Origin of the sequence: Oculatella sp. FACHB-28 (assembly GCF_014696015.1) — a bacterium.
In the GTDB taxonomy this organism is placed as follows: Bacteria; Cyanobacteriota; Cyanobacteriia; order Elainellales; family Elainellaceae; genus JAAUTN01.
Window position 1 is genome coordinate 26998 of record NZ_JACJPJ010000061.1, and the last position, 17406, is coordinate 44403.

A 17406-nucleotide genomic window follows, 5' to 3' on the forward strand; every position below is an offset into this window, starting at 1 on the left:
AAATCGTCTATAAAGTAGCAGTATCGGTAGGGGCGAAGCATTCGGTTACAATCCTTGCAACTAAAGCACAATTCCTTGACCGAATGCTTCGCCCCTACACCCAATAGTGCTTCTTCCCAAAGCGGATTCCGTATTAGATGATGTTCTGGGAAAAGATTTAACCCTCGGGTAGGGGCGGATTTGACAGAGCCTTTGCCCATAACCGATAGCTTAGTTGCTAGACCTGCCCTTAGGCGGTGTTAGCTACAAACTAGACTCTTCAAGAATTTCCTCAGATTGACCCGGTAGTTCTATCGAAGAGATGATTCTGGGAACAGGCAAGAGATACCGGGTTTTTCCTAGTTCTTCCTGCAATTCTTCTGTTTGGGCTGCGATCGCATTATATTGATTGACCAACTTAGAATACTCAGCGTAAAGCGAATCATACTTGGCGACGGCAGCATTATGGTCACTTGCCATTTGGTTATGCTGCTCAACTGCTTTGGTATAGTCTGCCTGCAAAGAAGCCGGGATTCCGTCTGGATAATCCTGATTAAATGTGGTGATTTTTGACTGCAAGGTCTGAATTTCAAAGCTAGATGAACTTAGCTCCAGCGTCATCTCTTTTAGCCAAGATTCCATCTCTTGCATTGCAGAATGCTTTGCACCAAGTTCTACCTCAAGATTGCTGAGTTTAATCCGGTCGTCCCGCTTATCAAAGTTTTGGACGCTGACAAAAACCAGATTCACGCCGAAAAGAAATGCGATCGCTGTAACCAGTCCAAGTAGCCGAATTCTAAACATCGTTTGCACTCTCTGATGCTCTAACCAATCTTTTAAGCTAGCTACTAGCAAGCCGCCCACTGGCGATCGCTAACAATAGGGATAAGCCAAATGCCAGCCGATACCAAACAAAAACCCAGGTACTTTGGCGCTGCAAGAAACGAATCAACCAGGCGATCGACAGATAGGAAAAGATGAAAGTTGAGATAATTCCCACAATCAGGGCAGGCAAAACATCCAGGTGATTTCTGATCTCGATCGACTGGTAAAGGGTGGCGATCGCCAAAGTTGGCAAACCTAGCAGGAAAGAAAACTTGGCTGCTGCCTGTCGCTCCAGTCCCAAAAACAGAGCCATGGTCATCGTCGAACCAGAGCGAGAAGTTCCTGGAATAATCGCCAGCATTTGCCCCAACCCCACCAAAATTCCGTCCTTGATTTCAAGCAGGTTGAACCCCCGCTTGCGACTGCCAATTTTCTCAGCCAGACCCATCAAAAGCGACATTATGATAGACATGCAAGCAATGACCAACGCCCCCTCTAGTACGGATTGAGTTGCCTCTGGCAAAAGCTTTTTGTAAAGCAACCCTCCTGCCAATGCGGGCACCGTACCAATCGCAATGCCAACAAAAATTTTCCACTCCTCTTGTTCCCAGTTCTTTTTGCGAAAAGCCGTCCAGCTTCCCGTCAAAGTCTGGTAGATGTCTGACCAGAAGTAGATTAGTACTGCAATGACGCTGCCAAACTGAATTGCGTCTACAAAATACTTCTCTCCCAAAACATCCCAGCCAAACACTCGGGTAAACACGAGCAAATGCGCTGTGCTGCTAATGGGCAGGAACTCGGTTATTCCCTGAACAAGCCCCAAAATAACGGCTTGCAGCAGATTTACTTCCCCAGCGGCGACAGACTCGGTTTGAGCAATCAATGAGGGCAGGAAGGATGCGGGCATTAGATCATGAGGTAAAGCAAGTGTGCATTCCACAGACTGAGTCCAACTTGTTAAGTTGGTCATTAGAGTTAAACCTGCATTGATTTCGGCCAAACCCATGCTCACTCCTCAATAAAGTCCAGGTTTCAACAAAATTGCTGCCCTAATTTAAGCTTGAATTGCTGAATGTGTCTGCCTTAAAGCCTCAGCTATACAAAATCTTTTCACCCCAGCACTATTCAAGCGACAGGCTAAAAGATGCCAAATCCCTACGCAAATCTTACGCAGCAATCTGCCTCTATCCCGGAATTTTTAGAGAATCAGGAGCTCGGAAGGTTTTGAGAAGGCGCGTTTTCGGACTCAAAAAACTGCGCTATTGTTGTTAAATATGCCCCCCAGGGGGATAATTTTGTGATATGTTAAAAAAAGTAAATTAATACTCATAATACTTTGTCTTCTTTTACTCCGTCATCGACAGCCCTCTACCAGGCTCGTCTAAAAGAACCCTCTTTAACTGAAGCGCCTTCCGAGAGTTGGGTGGGCGATCGCATCTCACCAAGTCGCATCTCGCAGTCCTGGCGGTTTTTTGCAGCTTCTGTATTTTTAGTATCGGTACCTGTTTTTTTTCAAGCCCCGTTAGTTAGATGGTCGCCTTGGCTTAGCTTAACTCTAACTTTGGCTTGGCTAGGGTTGGGCCAGTGGCTTCAATCTCGCCCTTCAAGTAATCCCTCTAGTAAGCTCTGGGGCGATTTGCTATTGGGGTTCGCTTGGACGTGGCTAGCAGGTTCGATTTACTGGGGTTGGTTTAGATGGGAGCCACTCCTGCATTTGCCGATTGAAGCGGTCGGACTGCCATTCACCCTTTTGTGTCTAGCCAAACAGCGCGGAAAGGTGGGTAACTGGTTCTATCTGGGTTCCTTATTTGGCACAGTCATGACGGATCTGTATTTCTACATAGCGAACCTGATTCCCCACTGGCGACAGCTAATGCAGGTGGAGCCGAGCCAAGCGCAGTCTATTTTGCAGGATGCGGTGGCTCAAATTCAAACTCCCTGGGGAGTCTGTTGGGCTACCTTTCTGATCATCATTCTTCTGGTGGTGGGTTGTTTACCCATCCGCTCTCGACAGCTACACTGGAGAACGTTTAGTGGAGCCGTGTTGAGCACTTTGCTAGTTGATGGTTTGTTTTGGCTAGCTGCTTCCTCCGTCTGAGTCAAGATATGATTTGAGGTATCCTGAGTCGACACGGCAACATAGTTCGCTGAAGACACAGGTCCTTGGCACTGTTGCGCTAGTATGGAATCTCCTGCTAAGGAGCGTTGCGCTATGGCACCGTGCTGAAGTTGGGTCTACAGAGAATTATTGAGGTTAAGGTTTCCAGTATTTGTATTTTGGGAACCTTCGTGAGTTATGGATAGATGCTTCAGGATGCATCATAGGGAAAGATCAGCGGTTCTTAGCCTGTGGTGACTTCACAACCCGTTCCCCATCTGATACTTCGTAACGAGTCAGGTAATCGTTATCTCTCCTTAGCAGGCAGCAATTGCTGGACTGTCGGGCGAGGTGATGATAACAACTTTGTGCTGCCTGATCGCTGGATTTCCCGTAACCATGCCATGCTTCAACGGATGGAGACGGGAGAGTTTTACTTGATCGATTTAGGTAGCCGCAATGGTTCGTTTGTCAACGGACGGCGAGTCAGTGTGCCTGTAACGCTACAAAATGGCGATCGCCTTACCTTTGGGCAGACCGAGTTAGAGTTTTACTGCCCTCCCATCGAGCACATGACTGACGCTTCGATGGGGGGAGTGCCAGATTCAGAAGAATTTACCGCTACAGCAACCCTGCATGTGCGACGGTTGATCTCGGTGCTGGTGGTTGATATTCGTGACTTTACGGTGATGACCCGACAGCTTGACGAGAAAGTTCTGTCTGAGGTGATTGGCACCTGGTTCCGCTGTGCAGGAGACATCATCCGCGAATACGGAAGCTGGGTTGATAAGTACATTGGCGACGCGATCATGGCGGTCTGGATTCATGGCGCTCAGGGCGTTAGCCATGATGAAATGATCCGTATTGCCCATGCCCTCAGCGCTCTACACAAGATGACTAGTCAGCTGCACGAGCGCTATCCTCTACCATTTCCACTACGGGTTGGGGCAGGCCTAAATACGGGCTACGCGATGGTTGGCAATACGGGAACAGGCGATCGCCCTGACTACACGGCTTTGGGTGATACAGTCAATGCGGCCTTCCGACTAGAATCGTCAACTAAGCAAATCGGTATGGATGTTGCCTTGGGCGAAACAACCTACAAATATTTAGCAGCCTCTGGTGCTAACCCCAAACTATTTAATCAATACACCGTCAGTATGAAGGGTTACGACTCGCCGACCTTGACCTATGCGGGCTCTTTTGCTGATCTGAATACTTTTCTGCAGATAACCGGGAAGGTGTAGGGATCAAAGGCTACCGTTTGGGGATCGATTGAAAAATTGGACGGGAAGATTCTCAAGGGTGGCGATCGATTGACCAGCGGAAGTGGTAGTCTCTAAGTAAGCGCTGTGTATAGCTTGCATTGCATAGGTTTGAGTTCAATTGATTTAGATTAATTTGGAGCGGGAGGGATCTTACTAATGAGACGACTGGTTGGCGTAGTGCTGGTTTTAGGTTTACTGGTCGGTTGTTTAGGATGGCTAGGGTTGCCTCAACCAGCCATTGCAGCTAATTTGAGTAGCCTGACCTTCAATTCATCCCCAGTCTTGGCAGCAGATATCCGAAACAGTGTGGATGACAAGATGCTTGAACTGGGTAGAAAGTTGGACTTAAACAACACAAATGTCCGTGCTTTCACCCAATATCCCGGACTGTATCCCACCTTGGCTCGGATGATTGTTAAGAATGCACCTTTTGATGAAGTTGAAGATGTCCTGAACATGCCCAACTTGACCGATCGCCAGAAGGAAATTTTGCAGGCAAATCTGGATAAGTTTACCGTGACCCAGCCAGATGATGCTTTTGTTGAGGGAGGCGATCGCTTTAACAACGGCATTTATCGATAGGACTGGTCAAAACCAAGTCAAATTTAATTCTTTCATCTCTGTCGAATTCGACTCGCTCTCTGTACAGTAGGTTTAATCCAAAAGTTATTTCAGGTCATCCTGCATTGCTTTTGCTACTGTTCTCAGGGAGCGATTTTTAATTGCCACATTCGTTAGATTCTGATGTGCTTGATTTAGCCCTCTCTCAGCCATTTGATGTTTTAGTGGTAGGCGGTGGGGCAGCGGGGCTATATGCAGCACTTTGTTTGCCGGAGCATTTTCGCGTCGGACTGATTACCAAAGATACGCTCTCGCTTTCTGCCAGTGATTGGGCTCAGGGCGGCATTGCAGCGGCGATCGCTCCCGAAGACTCTCCTATCCTACATATCGAAGATACGCTTAAAGCTGGAGCCGGACTGTGTGACCCTGCTGCGGTAAAGCTGCTAGTTGAGCGAGCCCCCCGCTGTATTCAATCTTTAGTCGAGATGGGTGTTGGGTTCGATCGCCACAACGGAGAACTGGCGCTCACTCTAGAAGCTGCTCATTCGCGGCGGCGTGTGCTTCATGCCGCAGACACAACGGGCCGGGCAGTCATCACTACGCTGACGGCACAAGTGCTGAGCCGCAAAAATATTCAGGTGTTCTCGCAAGCGTTTGCCGTAGATCTCTGGTTAGCTGCGGATCGCTGCCAAGGCGTTAGCCTTGGCTACCAGGGAAAAGTAATCTGGCTACAAGCTGGAGCTGTTGTGTTAGCCACTGGCGGCGGCGGACAAGTTTTCGCTCAAACGACTAATCCTGCTTTAAGTACCGGAGATGGTGTGGCAATGGCGTGGCGAGCAGGCGCACAGCTGCGCGACCTGGAGTTTGTCCAATTCCATCCCACCGCATTGACTAAAGCGGGCGCACCCCGATTCTTGATTAGTGAAGCCGTTCGGGGAGAGGGCGCACATCTGGTTGATGAGCAGGGGCAGCGATTTGCTTTTGACTACCATCCTGACGGAGAGCTTGCTCCCAGAGACGTGGTTAGTCGGGCAATCTTCAGCCACCTGCAAAAAACGGCGACTGATTTGGCGACAGCCCATGTTTGGCTTGATCTGCGTCCCATTCCAACCGAAACGATCCGGCATCGCTTTCCTAACATTATTCAGGTGTGTCAGCAGTGGGGCGTAGACGTGTTCCATGAATCAATCCCGGTTGCCCCTGCTGCCCACTACTGGATGGGCGGTATCACAACTGACTTGATGAGCCGCACTTTGATTCCAGGACTATATGCAGTGGGAGAAACAGCTAGCACGGGCGTACACGGAGCCAATCGACTGGCTAGCAACTCACTGCTGGAGTGTTTGGTTCTTGGAGCGCAGCTTGCCCATCTGGAGCTTCAACCCGCTTCAGAATTAGAGAGCGGAAGAGCGGAAGAGCAGGAGAGTGGGGAAGTCTCGCTGGCTTACACTCCAGATGCGGCGGAGGTCGCTCAGGTTGAAATGCTGAGGCAGGAAATTCCTAAGCTGGTTTGGCAGAGTGCTGGAATCTGCCGAGAACAGCGATCGCTTGAAGAGGCGATCGTCCAAGTCGAAACCTGGCAACAAAAATTTGCTGCGCTCTCGCTCACTCAAACTTTGGTAGACCTGCAAGTAGATCACTTCTTGCAGCTAGACGTTCCTAACCCTGACTTGCTGCTGCGAACCTGGGGCGAAACGCGCAATCTTTTAGATACCGCCTATCTGATCCTGAAGAGCGCTGCCTTTCGCACTGAGAGTAGGGGCGGACACTACCGGCTGGATTATCCTCACACAGAACCTGACTGGCAAGTCCACACATTGGTTTGCCATCAAACCTGGCAAACCTCGACCGCTTCTCCCCAACCCTCAAACTTTAACCCCTAACCCCTTTATCTTCCAGAAAAGGCTTTGCCAACAGCAGGCTACAGATCGTCTTCGCGTCTACCGCTTCACCTGATTGGATGGCTTGCTCTAGCTCTTGAGGAGTCATGAGAATAGTTTCCATATCCTCATCTTCGTCTTGGCTGGGTGGAAGCTCAAGCTTCTCCAAGTCCTGGGCTAGAAACGCGTAAATAATTTCATCAGAGTAGCCGGGAGCCAAGAAAAACTCTCCCAACTTTTGCCAGCGATGAGCCCGATATCCAGTTTCTTCCTCAATTTCTCGCTGCACGGTTGCTGCCGGATCTTCGTTCGGTTCGACAGTTCCCGCCGGAAACTCTAGCAGACGACCCTGTGCTGCAAAGCGATATTGCCGCACCAGCACCAGCTTTCCATCGGGAGTGACTGGAACTGCCAGCGCCCCTCCCGGATGGCGAACACATTCCCAATCGCCTTCGACCTGATTGGGCAGGCGCAAACGAGTGACTTCAAAGTTAAACTTTCGTCCCTGGTAGAACAGCCGTTTGCTGAGAAGTTGGGAAGGCTCTTGACCGGGTGGCATGAAGGGGGATGGGGATTAGGGATCGGGGGCTAGGGATTGGATACTGCTCCAAAAGCTTCGTCGCTATTGGACGAAGTTAGCGGCAGCCTGACTGGTGGAGGTGAGGTAGAAGGTGCTGGCGGGTTTCATGGCTAGACCAACGTCCCGAAGTCCTTTGATTGCTAGCATCTCCTCACTGTCGGGCTTAGCGGGAACTTGAGCGTTCCGGAAGCCGTTGGTTAGCTGGGCTAGAGCTTCCTGCAAAAGCTGACCTGCATCCATTGCCAGCCAGCCCTGATCAGTTTTTTGACGAAACTCAAAGTGCAGGTGGGGCCCAGTCGAATTGCCCGTACTGCCGACACGACCAATCACTTCACCTTGCTCGACCCATTCTCCTGGCTCGACAAACAGTTCAGACATGTGGGCGTAGAGCGTTTCAATGGTTTCGTCGCCGTGGGACATGACGACCGTTAAGCCATAACCGCCCATGAAGTTAGCGATCGCCACTTTTCCGGTGTAAGCCGCGACGACAGGGGTGCCCATAGGTGCGCCAATGTCGGTGCCCTGGTGCAAGCGATAACCACCAGAAATGGGGTGCAGCCGCCAGCCAAAGGCAGACGTGATTACAGAGGGAATCGAGAGCGGAAACATCAGGCTGACGTTGCCATTTCCAGGGAGAGCGGAAGGGCGAATGGTGCGGCTAAAGTATTCTCTGCCTGAAGGGGTGGTGCCGCCGATGGTCACGCCGCTAGGTCCAATGCTGACTGGACCTAACCGCAGAGTACGATCGCCACTTTGCGAGGCGGCTACGGTTTGAGAATTGCAGATGCTAGCGGGTACATTTTGACCGCTCGCTACCGTTGCCTGACAGCCTGTTGAGCGCTCAGAGAAGACTACCGCAGGCTGTTCATAGCCTTGGGTTGCGCCGATGCTGTACTCGGTCGAGTCAATGTAGCTGTTTTGCTCGACTGCCGGAGCAGAGTTGGATGGACTTAAATTGGATGGACTTAAACTGTCTGCTGTAATGGGTGTGTCGCTAGACAGCCCAGGCACCACAATCGTCGAAGCATCGGGTGCAGGTTGGCTGGAGGCTTGACTGGGAGAAGAACTAGGGGCAGGGCTTGCTGCTGGGGGTTGCGTCACAACAGGAGCCGGAGCAGGTTCAGGTTCAACCACGACTGGAGCGGGAGGTACAGACTGCGGGCTGCTTTCAGCAGGCATTAGCAGGTCTTGAGCGCTGGGAACAATCACTTCCGAAGCATCAGGGGTTTGGGCAAAGGTGACCATACTGCTGCTGAGGATGCCTAAGCCACCTAGCCAGCCAATTCCCCGAACTAGTAGCGATCGCTGAACGGAAGATTGGGTTGAAATTCGAGTATTACGTCGTTGAGTCATCACTGCGTCCGCTACGTTAAAAACTTGCCCTGAGCGATTTAGGCTAACTGTTTAAGTCTTATTTATATTGCACTCAACCTATGATGATGCAACAAACCGGGTGAGACTTCCTCCAGGTGGTCATCATTCTAGTCGTCTACTTGGGGCATTCGGTTCCATCAGCATGGAATTACGATGATTTGCCAGCAGACTAGACTGATGCACTATTGCCCAGATTGCCATACCCCAGACTGATTGTACCGGGCTTGAGGCTAATTTCGGTTGAAGTAGCGGGATTTTCCTGGTTCAAGCAAACTTGCAGGTCGCCTGTTGCAGAAACACCCGTGACCTGTGCGATCTGCTCTGCCCCAGGCTGATCGATTGTAACAAGGTGCCCAATGCTAGTCAGGAGTGCCTGATAGCGCGGCAAGATTGCTTCGATGCCATGCTGCTGCCAGAGCTGATAGCCAGCCATCATGCCTTGCAGGGCGATCGCCGCCAGCATTTCTAATGAAGAAATCGCCGGATCGGGCTGCTTCAGAATTTCCTGCAAGTTAATTCCTGTGGGTGGGACTGGATTCTGCCAGTTGATCCCCACACCGACGATCGCTTGTGTGATTTGCCCCTGCTGCATTCGCGTCTCAGTCAGAATGCCACCCAGCTTGCGTTTCTGCACAACCAGATCGTTCAGCCATTTTAGCCCCACTGGAATGCCGTAGTTTCGCAATGCTGATGCAATGCCCCAGGCACTACAGAGTGTCAGTTGAGCGCTATTTTCTACAGGAAGATGGGGGGTAAGCGCCAGAGATAAGTACAAGCCGCCTGGAGAAGACTGCCACTGTCGCCCCCATTGCCCTCGCCCAGACTGTTGCTGAAGGGCGATCGCCACGGTGCCTTCGGTTGCGCCCTGGTCTAGCAAATTCCAGAGCACACGATTAGTTGAATCAACGGTTTCAAATAGGTGAACTGTAAACGACGGCTCATTGGCTTGAGACAATTCTTGCCCTGATCGAATCTGATCGCGGCAATGCGATAAGGCGGTTTTGAGCTGATCTGGATCGAATCTCAAGGGTGAAGTCAGCCTGAATCAATGCGGGTTAGACTAGCATAAATTTTGCCCCCTTCACCCATGACAACTTCTGTAGCAACCTGGCAGTGGCAAACTTGGCAAGGGCTGCCATACCTGACCTGTAGCCTCCTAGAACCCTGGTCGCACGGTTTTTTTACCCAGCAGTTTTCACCACGATCGCCCGCTGAATTGGTGAAAGTGCTTGATCCGGCAGTTCCGGCTTATCGCATCCACCAAGTTCACGGCAACAGGGTGCTGAGTCCCTCGGAAGTCGAGCAGTTTCAGCAGGAGCAAATGTCCTCTGAATCAGGCGATGGAATTGAAGTGATCTTTCCCCCTGCGGATGGCTTGCTGACGGAGCAAGCAGGACAGGCAATATGGGTCTGTAGTGCAGACTGTGTGCCTGTGCTGATTGCAGACGTTGAAACTGGGCAAACAGCAGCAGTTCATGCAGGCTGGCGCGGTACAGCAGGTGCAATTGTGCCAGAAGCGATCGCCCGCCTGCGGACACAGGGCAGCAAACTGCACAATTTAAGAGTCGCAATGGGGCCTGCGATCGCTGGAGAAGTTTACCAGGTGTCAACTACGGTTGCGGCTGAGGTTGGTGCAACCGTGGTGCAGGATGTGGTTAAAACAGAACCTACTCCAGAGCCAGAGGTGATTTTGGCAGCGCTGAGAGAACTGCCAGAGTCTCCTTTATTAAGTGACCCCCAACCGGGACGGGCACGGCTAGATGTGCGACGAGTCAATGCGCTTCAGCTTGAGCAAGCGGGCATTCTCACAGAACACATTGCGATCGCTCCCTACTGTACCTATCAGCACGCTGAGTATTTCTTTTCCTATCGTCGCGATCGGCTCAAAAAAGTGCAGTGGGCAGGAATTGTGAGTCGGAGACTGCCCTAGCCCCTAGCCCCTCTTCTAGTCACGCCAAAGAGCAATCCCACCCAGTAAACCCATGATGTTTTCCACGATGGCGACGTTAGCGGGCAAGTTAAGCGTGACTTGTCTGGCTTCGCCACCGCCGATGTAGAGGCGCTCGTAATTAAATAGATGCTCTAGAGTGGCGATCGCTTTTTCTAGACGACGATTCCAGCGCTTTTTGCCAATCGATTCTAAGGCTGTCCGTCCAAGCTGCTCTTCGTAGGTTTGATCTTTGCGAAACGGGTGATGTCCCATTTCTAAGTTGGGTACCAGTTTCCCATCGACAAATAGAGCAGAGCCAAAACCCGTACCCAGCGTGATCACTAGTTCCACACCTTTTCCGGAGACGGCTCCTAAACCCTGAATATCAGCATCGTTCGCGACACGGGTAGGTTTGCCCAGTTTTTCAGTCAGGGTTTTCTCCAGGTCAAAGCCGACCCAGGAAGTATCAAGATTTACGGCAGTGTCAATGATGCCCTGCCGCACCACGCCTGGGAAACCGACAGAAACCCGATCGAAAGCTTGAGCAGATGCAAGCTCGGCGATCGCCCCGACAATTTTTTCTGGCGTAGCAGGCTGAGGTGTATCTACCCGCGATCGCTTGTTCTGAGGCTCGCCTGTCTCGTTCAAAACCAGCGCTTTGACTCCGCTCCCACCAATATCAACCGCTAAAGTTTTCATTCCAAAGTTTATAAACTGTGAGGATACCCTATAGCCGTTCAAAATGGGTAGGATTCGCCCTGAAGGAGGTACTTCTCACAACTACCCATCTTTTAACTAATTTAAGCAATTAGTTTCAGAACAGCCATATCGATCCTAGATCATTTTCCTAGATCATTTATTAAGATGAACGAATTGGGAAAGACCAATCCCTGTGGGGATTTGCCTCTCGCAACTCGTTTCACAATTGATTTGAGATTGCTACAGTTTAGCGATAATAAAAGTCGTAGTCACTGAGAGAAATGATTCTAGAACGGACTGCGTGATAGTAGAATCTGGCTTTTTCAGTGACAACTCGAAGAGCTTTAAGTACCGCTTTTTCTAATAGCGATTTCTGTGGATGTTCAATCTTGTATTGGGTGTCAAAATATTCCTGCTTGGCTTTTGGTTCGGCTTCTCCGTTAGAGATTTTTGCCTTCTCAATTTTGTCATCAAAGAATTCAACCCCTTCCATTAAATCGTGCCTGACTGGCAGACCGACTTTGGCTGCAGCTAACCCCATTGCTGTGCCGCATCCACGATAAATGCCGTGTAGCTCAAAGTAACGGGCGATCACTTCAAACTGCTCTAGAAATTCAATTTCTTTTCCTGCATCTTTCTTCAACACAAACAGGAATTCGTAGACCCATTTAACGTTTTTGTCCTCTAGATTGACGTCTAACTTTTGAGACAAATATCTCAATCGTTCCAGCCATTGAAGCCTAATTTTTCTGAGGCGATCGCTTTTCACGTCTACACGCAGCTTTTCCTGTTTAATAATGCTGGAGCAACTTCTAGCTGTAATTCCTGGAAGCCACTCATGGTCCTGAGGAAAAGGTGCCAAGATGCGAACGTCCGAGTCAATATTGACACAGTAATCAAACATGGATAACGCCTTCTCTAACAAGCATTTTCTGTCATTGCTGTGGTAGAAAAAGTGTCTTCGATGCTGAACGGGAATAACATTACAGCAGTCCGCAAAAGCTTTTGGCTTATCTGTAAAAATGAGAAAAGGAGTACCAGAGGAATACTTCTCTAAATCCTTTGCTAGCTCCCTTGCCAAAGCTCGATAAGTTGAGCCATAGGCCAAAGTGCAAAAGCAAAAGGTTTCTTGCTTCTGAGTCATTTCTCTTATTTACAACCTATTAAAATTACTGATGGAGAGTGGTAAAACGATCTAAATTTAATTTTAGTTGCTTCAATAGACCGCACCCTAATTGACCATATCAAATTAGGTTATTTGAACCTGCTCAAGATGGAAGTCTACCAAAAGATAGAATTTGTCTTCTAATCAAGTCTATGGGTTGAATTTTATAGAGATAATCAATGCGCTGTGGCTTACTACATCTCATCCTGTTTTGATTGGAATCGATAAAAGACGTATCCATCCCGAAACGGATAGTCATCTGAGACGTGTTGAATAATTCCCTGGTCGAGCAGGATTTGCCCTAGATGGATAGCTTCTTCACGAGTACAGTTTTGGGTTTGCACTAACCATGCCACGGCTTCTGAACCAATAAAGCAAGCCGGATAAAGGTTTTGGCGATACCAGCGATCGCTCACCTCCACACCAGCCGATCCTTGTATAGCTGTGGCGATCGCCTGAATCTTTTCATCGGTCAACAGTTCCGCAGGGGCAATGGTGGCCGATCGCTCACTCGCTTCAGCGGTGTTTGTTGCACTGCCGATGAGGGACAAAGTGGGTTTGTCAGTGTCGCCATTGGAGAGTTGGGGAGAATTTTTGGCATTCGCGGCAGGAAGCTGTCGCCACAATGCAACGAATTCTTCGAGGTGGGGCGATCGTAAGTGCAAATCTCGTTGGGGAAAAGGAACCGTGATGCCGTATCGCCTTAAGCTTGTCTCAATCCGATAGTACAAATCGCTTTTGACGCGAAACTGCTTTTTGGGTTCGCCCGTCCAGACCATTAGCTCAAAGTTCAGCGCACTATCTCCAAGCCCCTGAAACCAAACCTCAGGAGCGGGTCTGACTAAAACATCGGGGTGACTACGGGCAGCTTCTAGCAACGCAGCCTGGACTCGATTTGTATCAGAATCGTAGGCAATGCCCACGGGAATCCGAATTCGCGAAACCGGATCGCCATGACTCCAGTTGACTACTTCGGTTTCCAAAAATCGGGAATTGGGCACGATGATTGTCACCTGATCGAGCGTGCGAATTTCGGTACTGCGCGCCCCAATGCGTTCGACGGTGCCCATCAGCTCTGCGACTTTGACAAAATCTCCGACCTGAATTGGGCGTTCCAGGGTAATAATCAAGCCGCTAATAAAGTTGTTGGTAATATTCTGAATACCAAAGCCAATTCCCACACCCAGGACGCTGGCAATGATGGCTAGAGAACTAACATCTAAGCCCCAGATCTGCAGCAGGACGATGAGCCCTAGAAAAGCTAGCGTGTACTGGGTCAAGATAGCAATGACATCCTGAATCCGGAGTTCTGCACCCGTTCTGCTGAGGATGTAAAACCGGAATAGCCGAGTAACGGCACTGACTGCAAACCAGAGCCCGACGGTGAGTGCTAACAGCAGCAGCAGTTGCAGCGCTGAGTAATTGCCTTCTCCTAAACCCACGATGGGAGTGTTGAGGAAGTTAAGCAGGGAATAGCGCAACCCCCTCATCTCCGGGAATAAATCGGTGACATAGAAAGCGACAGCCGACCAGAGCCCAATTTGAATGCCTAATAGAGCAAGCTGCAAAAATAGTCGAGCAGACCGTTCTCTCGGATGAAATAGAGCATCTGGATCGCCTAACCAGTCGCTCAGACGGTGAGACAGCCATTTCCCTAGAAACCGCAGCCCCAGGTGAAAGGCGATCGCCACTACTAACACGACCGCACTAAATATTGCTGCCTGTCGAAAGTAAGCGGGCGATCGCTCTAACTGTCCCCGACGCAAAGCTGCCTCAATGTCACTTCGCCAGAGAGTCGCCTGACTTAAAGGGTTGATGCCTGTGGTGACATCACCGTCAGTGACCGTGATCAGGTTGCGGTTGCTGGCTTCACTCCGAATGATCGTCAGCTTGTCATCACGCTCTACCCGAATGTCAGTAGGCTCAGCCGATCGCACTTCCTGCCGCAGCGCTTCGTTAATAATTTCAGCCCGCTCAACGGCCGTTAGATTTCCCGATCTGCCGATTTGAAATAGCTCAACTCCATCCACTACCACGGGTGCTTTAACCGTCTGAGTCGCTAACGGAACTTGAGCTATTCCTGGAAAAGTCAAACTCAACAGCAGCGTTAGCGCTCCCAGCAACAGCCACAACCAACGACGGTTCCGATGCAGGAGTTTGGGAAGGGGTGATGGCAGCATAGAGAGAAATTAGTTGAAGGCGGGGAGAGCATTATGGGTTATTAGTCGTCTGTCAAGAGATGGCTTTGCTCCGCCGCTGCATTTGGAACGCGGGGGCGCAGTTGTTCTAGTAAAGTGGTTGCCACAAACCAAACGCCTAACCCCATCAGCAGCAAAACACCCAACCCCACCAGCCACATTAGCAGCGTATTCTTCTGCAATGGGTTTCCCTGGGCATAGTGAGTGTGTTCTCGGACATTCAGTTCCGTTGAGTTGCTGTCATCAAATTGGGTCAGGGCTGCAATGATTTTATAGGGACCGATTCGCAAGGTGTCTTTGCTAGACAAAGGCTGGCTGCCCTTTTCAATCAGGCGACCGTTAAGGTAGGTGCCATTGGCGCTGCGGTCGGTGATGTAAAGCTGGCGCTCGGCAAGGGTGATTAGGGCATGAAAGCGAGAAACCTGTTTGTGAGGTAGCTCTAACCGCGAAACGGCTTTTTCGCCCAGGTTTTCGGGCATCTGATCCATTTCTCGCCCCAGTGCGATCGGCGGAACTAAAACTGGCTGCTGTAGCTCACCCGTCACTGGGTCTTCCCACGTCAGTTGCACGTAAAGAGATGCGTCGTCAGACATAGCAAGGTTTCCAGCGATTATTTGCAAGTTGGACTCACTTCTGAAAGTAACCTATATAGTGCCAATCATCTAATGATTAGGACGAAAAGAGGTGGGGTCTTGCGCCGTCTCTTTTCGCCCTAATTTGATAACTTTTTGATGACTTACGGCTATAACTGAGACTGAAACTCAGCTCAATATTCTGCGTCTTAAGTCAGGGAGGATGCTTTTAGGAAGTGCCTGTCTCCGAACTGCACTAGAAAATTCTCCGGATTTGACCAGAATCATCGGCTAAATTTGAGCGAAGGCTGCGATCGCCCTGCTATTTCCAACCCAGCAAGTGAACATTTTACGGCTGTTTCAACCTATCGATCCCGACCGACCTCTAGGGGGACGCTACAAAGTCATTAGCCAGCTCGCAGCAGGTGGCTTTGGTCAAACCTTTTTGGCAGAAGACCTGCATTTGCCTGGAAATCCTCGCTGCGTGGTCAAGCAGCTTCAACCTCAGGTCAAAGATCCAACCAGCCTGCAAATTGCGAGACGGCTATTTGACACCGAAGCTCAGGCTCTCTATAAACTAGGTAACCATGACCAGGTTCCGCGACTGCTGGCTCACTTTGAGCAAGACCAGGAATTTTATCTAGCTCAAGAGCTGATCGAGGGAGAGCCGCTAAGCGAGGAAATGAATGGGCAACCCTGGCGTGAAAGTCAGGTGATTGCTTTGCTGCGAGATACTCTAACGGCACTTGCCTTTGTGCATCAGCAAAACGTCATTCATCGTGACATTAAGCCGTCTAACCTGATTCGACGCAAGTCAGATGGCAAGATCGTGCTGATCGATTTTGGAGCCGTGAAGCAAGCTAGCACAGTGCTGGTGAACCCCGAGACTGGACCCACCCAAACTATCTCGATTGGCACGCATGGCTATATGCCCAACGAGCAGTTGGGTGGAAATCCTCGTTTTTGCAGCGACGTTTATGCTTTAGGGAAACTGGCAGTTCAGGCGCTGACTGGGGTGCCGCCGAGGATGCTGCATGAAGATCCCCACACTGGCGAAATTTTGTGGCGCGATCGCGCCCCTCACGTCAGCCCACAATTGGCTGACATTATCGACAAAATGGTGCGCTATGACTTTCGCGCCCGTTACCCGACAGCAGCGCAAGCTCTAGCAGATGTGCAACAGTTGCCCGTTCCTGCTGATGAGTCGGTTGTGCTGCCAGTCAAGCAAGTGGTTGTCGAAACTCCTATCGGAACGCAGTCAGCTCAGGAAGCAGATATTCCCACGGCAACAGCTCCTACACTAGCCGCTAGTGAGTTACTGGGTAAACCTTCCGCTCAGCCAACCGAATCGCTGTTGCCCCCTCCCCCTTCCCGTCCTGCTCCATCGCCCGCTCCCTTGCCTGCTGTTGCCTTGGCGACTCCTACACCTCAGCGGGCAGGCACTTCTTCAACCGGACTTCAGTCAATCTTGACGCAAATTCAGACCCTAAGACCCATTCCCGTGCTGGTAGGAGCGGGTGCCGTAATCTTAATTTTTTTAGTTGGCAGAACGGTTACAGCTCCTCGTGCTGAGCAGACGGCTTCTAACAACTCCGTTCCTAGCGCTGTGGCTGAAAGTCCAGAGAACTCAGAGTCTGACGCGGAAGCACAAGTTACGGCTCTGCTGACGGAGGGCGATCGCCTGCGACAGGCAAACCAATACCAGCCCGCCCTAGATCAATATGATCAGGCGATCGCTCTTAACCCCGACAATTCTGAAGCTCACTGGGGACGCTGCTATAGCCTGGTTTACATGCAGCAAATTGACTCCGGCATTACAGCCTGCAATCGCGCCCTAGAAATTCAGCCTGAGTATCCAGAAGCACTGTGGCTCAAAGGATATGCTCTAGATCAAAAGCAACAGCACACCGAGTCCTTGAAGCTATATGACCAGGCGATCGCGCTCAAACCTGACTTTGCTCAAGCCTGGAGCAACAAAGGAACGGCACTGCTGCTGTTAGAACGTCCTCAGGAAGCGATCGCTGCTTTCGACCGCGCCACCGAACTCGACCCCAACCTGGCAGAAGCCTGGAACAATCGAGGAGCCGCCCTTTGGAGCCAACGCCGGTTTGACGAAGCAATCAGCTCTGTTAATAAGGCGATCGAGGTCAGGCCCGATTACCAGGATGCGATTAATCTGCGAGAGCAGATGCGGCAGCAGTTAGGGAGATAAGAGGCTAGGAACTCTCAGTCCCCAACTGCAAACCTTAACCTAAACGCAATCTTCAAATTACCTTG

Annotated in this window: 15 protein-coding genes; 6 read left to right on the forward strand and 9 right to left on the reverse strand. The window is 50.5% G+C overall.

Annotated elements, in window-relative coordinates; all coding sequences use genetic code 11:
• Positions 1–243: 243 nt before the first annotated feature.
• A complete protein-coding gene (locus tag H6F88_RS13085) occupies positions 244–783 on the reverse strand; it encodes a hypothetical protein (protein WP_190643191.1) in 540 nt (179 codons plus the stop codon).
• 37 nt (positions 784–820) lie between these two features.
• Positions 821–1810, reverse strand: a complete 990-nt coding sequence (locus H6F88_RS13090; protein ID WP_242050529.1) for an undecaprenyl-diphosphate phosphatase — start codon at positions 1808–1810, stop codon at positions 821–823.
• 330 nt (positions 1811–2140) lie between these two features.
• Between H6F88_RS13090 and H6F88_RS13095 the strand changes: the two genes are divergently transcribed.
• From H6F88_RS13095 to nadB, 4 genes are all read left to right on the forward strand, one after another.
• The gene (locus tag H6F88_RS13095) at positions 2141–2902 is read left to right on the forward strand and encodes a DUF3120 domain-containing protein (protein WP_199313453.1); all 762 of its coding nucleotides are present in this window, start codon (positions 2141–2143) and stop codon (positions 2900–2902) included.
• 251 nt (positions 2903–3153) lie between these two features.
• The gene (locus H6F88_RS13100; protein ID WP_190643192.1) at positions 3154–4149 is read left to right on the forward strand and encodes an FHA domain-containing protein; all 996 of its coding nucleotides are present in this window, start codon (positions 3154–3156) and stop codon (positions 4147–4149) included.
• A 177-nt stretch (positions 4150–4326) separates the two neighbouring features.
• Positions 4327–4752 (forward strand): photosystem II complex extrinsic protein PsbU, encoded by a 426-nt coding sequence (gene psbU, locus H6F88_RS13105; RefSeq protein WP_190643193.1) that lies wholly within the window; start codon positions 4327–4329, stop codon positions 4750–4752.
• Positions 4753–4892: 140 nt separating this feature from the next.
• Entirely contained in the window at positions 4893–6614 is a 1722-nt protein-coding gene (gene nadB / locus H6F88_RS13110) for an L-aspartate oxidase (protein ID WP_199333587.1), read from the forward strand.
• Here nadB and H6F88_RS13115 read toward each other — a convergent pair.
• From H6F88_RS13115 to H6F88_RS13125, 3 genes are all read right to left on the reverse strand, one after another.
• Positions 6604–7170 (reverse strand): NUDIX hydrolase, encoded by a 567-nt coding sequence (locus H6F88_RS13115; RefSeq protein WP_190643194.1) that lies wholly within the window; start codon positions 7168–7170, stop codon positions 6604–6606. The two genes, nadB and H6F88_RS13115, sit on opposite strands and share 11 nt — an antisense overlap.
• 63 nt (positions 7171–7233) lie before the next feature.
• A complete protein-coding gene (locus tag H6F88_RS13120; RefSeq protein WP_190643195.1) occupies positions 7234–8544 on the reverse strand; it encodes a M23 family metallopeptidase in 1311 nt (436 codons plus the stop codon).
• A 190-nt stretch (positions 8545–8734) separates the two neighbouring features.
• Positions 8735–9592, reverse strand: a complete 858-nt coding sequence (locus H6F88_RS13125) for a biotin--[acetyl-CoA-carboxylase] ligase (RefSeq protein WP_190643196.1) — start codon at positions 9590–9592, stop codon at positions 8735–8737.
• A 60-nt stretch (positions 9593–9652) separates the two neighbouring features.
• On the opposite strand from H6F88_RS13125, the gene pgeF reads away from it, so the two are divergent.
• Complete coding sequence (gene pgeF / locus H6F88_RS13130; protein ID WP_190643197.1) at positions 9653–10495, forward strand: peptidoglycan editing factor PgeF; 843 nt, start codon at positions 9653–9655, stop codon at positions 10493–10495.
• Positions 10496–10510: 15 nt separating this feature from the next.
• Here the strand turns inward: pgeF and H6F88_RS13135 are convergent, their stop codons facing one another.
• The 4 genes from H6F88_RS13135 to H6F88_RS13150 form a co-directional block, all read right to left on the reverse strand.
• Positions 10511–11194, reverse strand: coding sequence for an ROK family protein (locus tag H6F88_RS13135; protein WP_190643198.1), 684 nt, complete (start codon positions 11192–11194; stop codon positions 10511–10513).
• A gap of 247 nt (positions 11195–11441) precedes the next feature.
• Positions 11442–12338, reverse strand: a complete 897-nt coding sequence (locus tag H6F88_RS13140; RefSeq protein WP_190643199.1) for a hypothetical protein — start codon at positions 12336–12338, stop codon at positions 11442–11444.
• 215 nt (positions 12339–12553) lie between these two features.
• Positions 12554–14539, reverse strand: a complete 1986-nt coding sequence (locus H6F88_RS13145; RefSeq protein WP_190643200.1) for a mechanosensitive ion channel domain-containing protein — start codon at positions 14537–14539, stop codon at positions 12554–12556.
• Between the two features lie 41 nt (positions 14540–14580).
• Positions 14581–15150, reverse strand: coding sequence for an FHA domain-containing protein (locus H6F88_RS13150; RefSeq protein WP_190643201.1), 570 nt, complete (start codon positions 15148–15150; stop codon positions 14581–14583).
• A gap of 319 nt (positions 15151–15469) precedes the next feature.
• Between H6F88_RS13150 and H6F88_RS13155 the strand changes: the two genes are divergently transcribed.
• Positions 15470–17341, forward strand: coding sequence for a serine/threonine-protein kinase (locus H6F88_RS13155; RefSeq protein WP_199313455.1), 1872 nt, complete (start codon positions 15470–15472; stop codon positions 17339–17341).
• The last annotated feature ends 65 nt before the right edge of the window (positions 17342–17406 follow it).

Coding starts and splice junctions, on each gene's coding strand:
- H6F88_RS13090 (WP_242050529.1), bottom strand. CDS start 1,810: ATGGGTTTGGCCGAAATCAATGCAGGTTTAACTCTAATGACCAACTTA.
- H6F88_RS13140 (WP_190643199.1), bottom strand. CDS start 12,338: ATGACTCAGAAGCAAGAAACCTTTTGCTTTTGCACTTTGGCCTATGGC.
- H6F88_RS13150 (WP_190643201.1), bottom strand. CDS start 15,150: ATGTCTGACGACGCATCTCTTTACGTGCAACTGACGTGGGAAGACCCA.
- H6F88_RS13145 (WP_190643200.1), bottom strand. CDS start 14,539: ATGCTGCCATCACCCCTTCCCAAACTCCTGCATCGGAACCGTCGTTGG.
- H6F88_RS13115 (WP_190643194.1), bottom strand. CDS start 7,170: ATGCCACCCGGTCAAGAGCCTTCCCAACTTCTCAGCAAACGGCTGTTC.
- H6F88_RS13120 (WP_190643195.1), bottom strand. CDS start 8,544: ATGACTCAACGACGTAATACTCGAATTTCAACCCAATCTTCCGTTCAG.
- H6F88_RS13085 (WP_190643191.1), bottom strand. CDS start 783: ATGTTTAGAATTCGGCTACTTGGACTGGTTACAGCGATCGCATTTCTT.
- H6F88_RS13135 (WP_190643198.1), bottom strand. CDS start 11,194: ATGAAAACTTTAGCGGTTGATATTGGTGGGAGCGGAGTCAAAGCGCTG.
- psbU (WP_190643193.1), top strand. CDS start 4,327: ATGAGACGACTGGTTGGCGTAGTGCTGGTTTTAGGTTTACTGGTCGGT.
- pgeF (WP_190643197.1), top strand. CDS start 9,653: ATGACAACTTCTGTAGCAACCTGGCAGTGGCAAACTTGGCAAGGGCTG.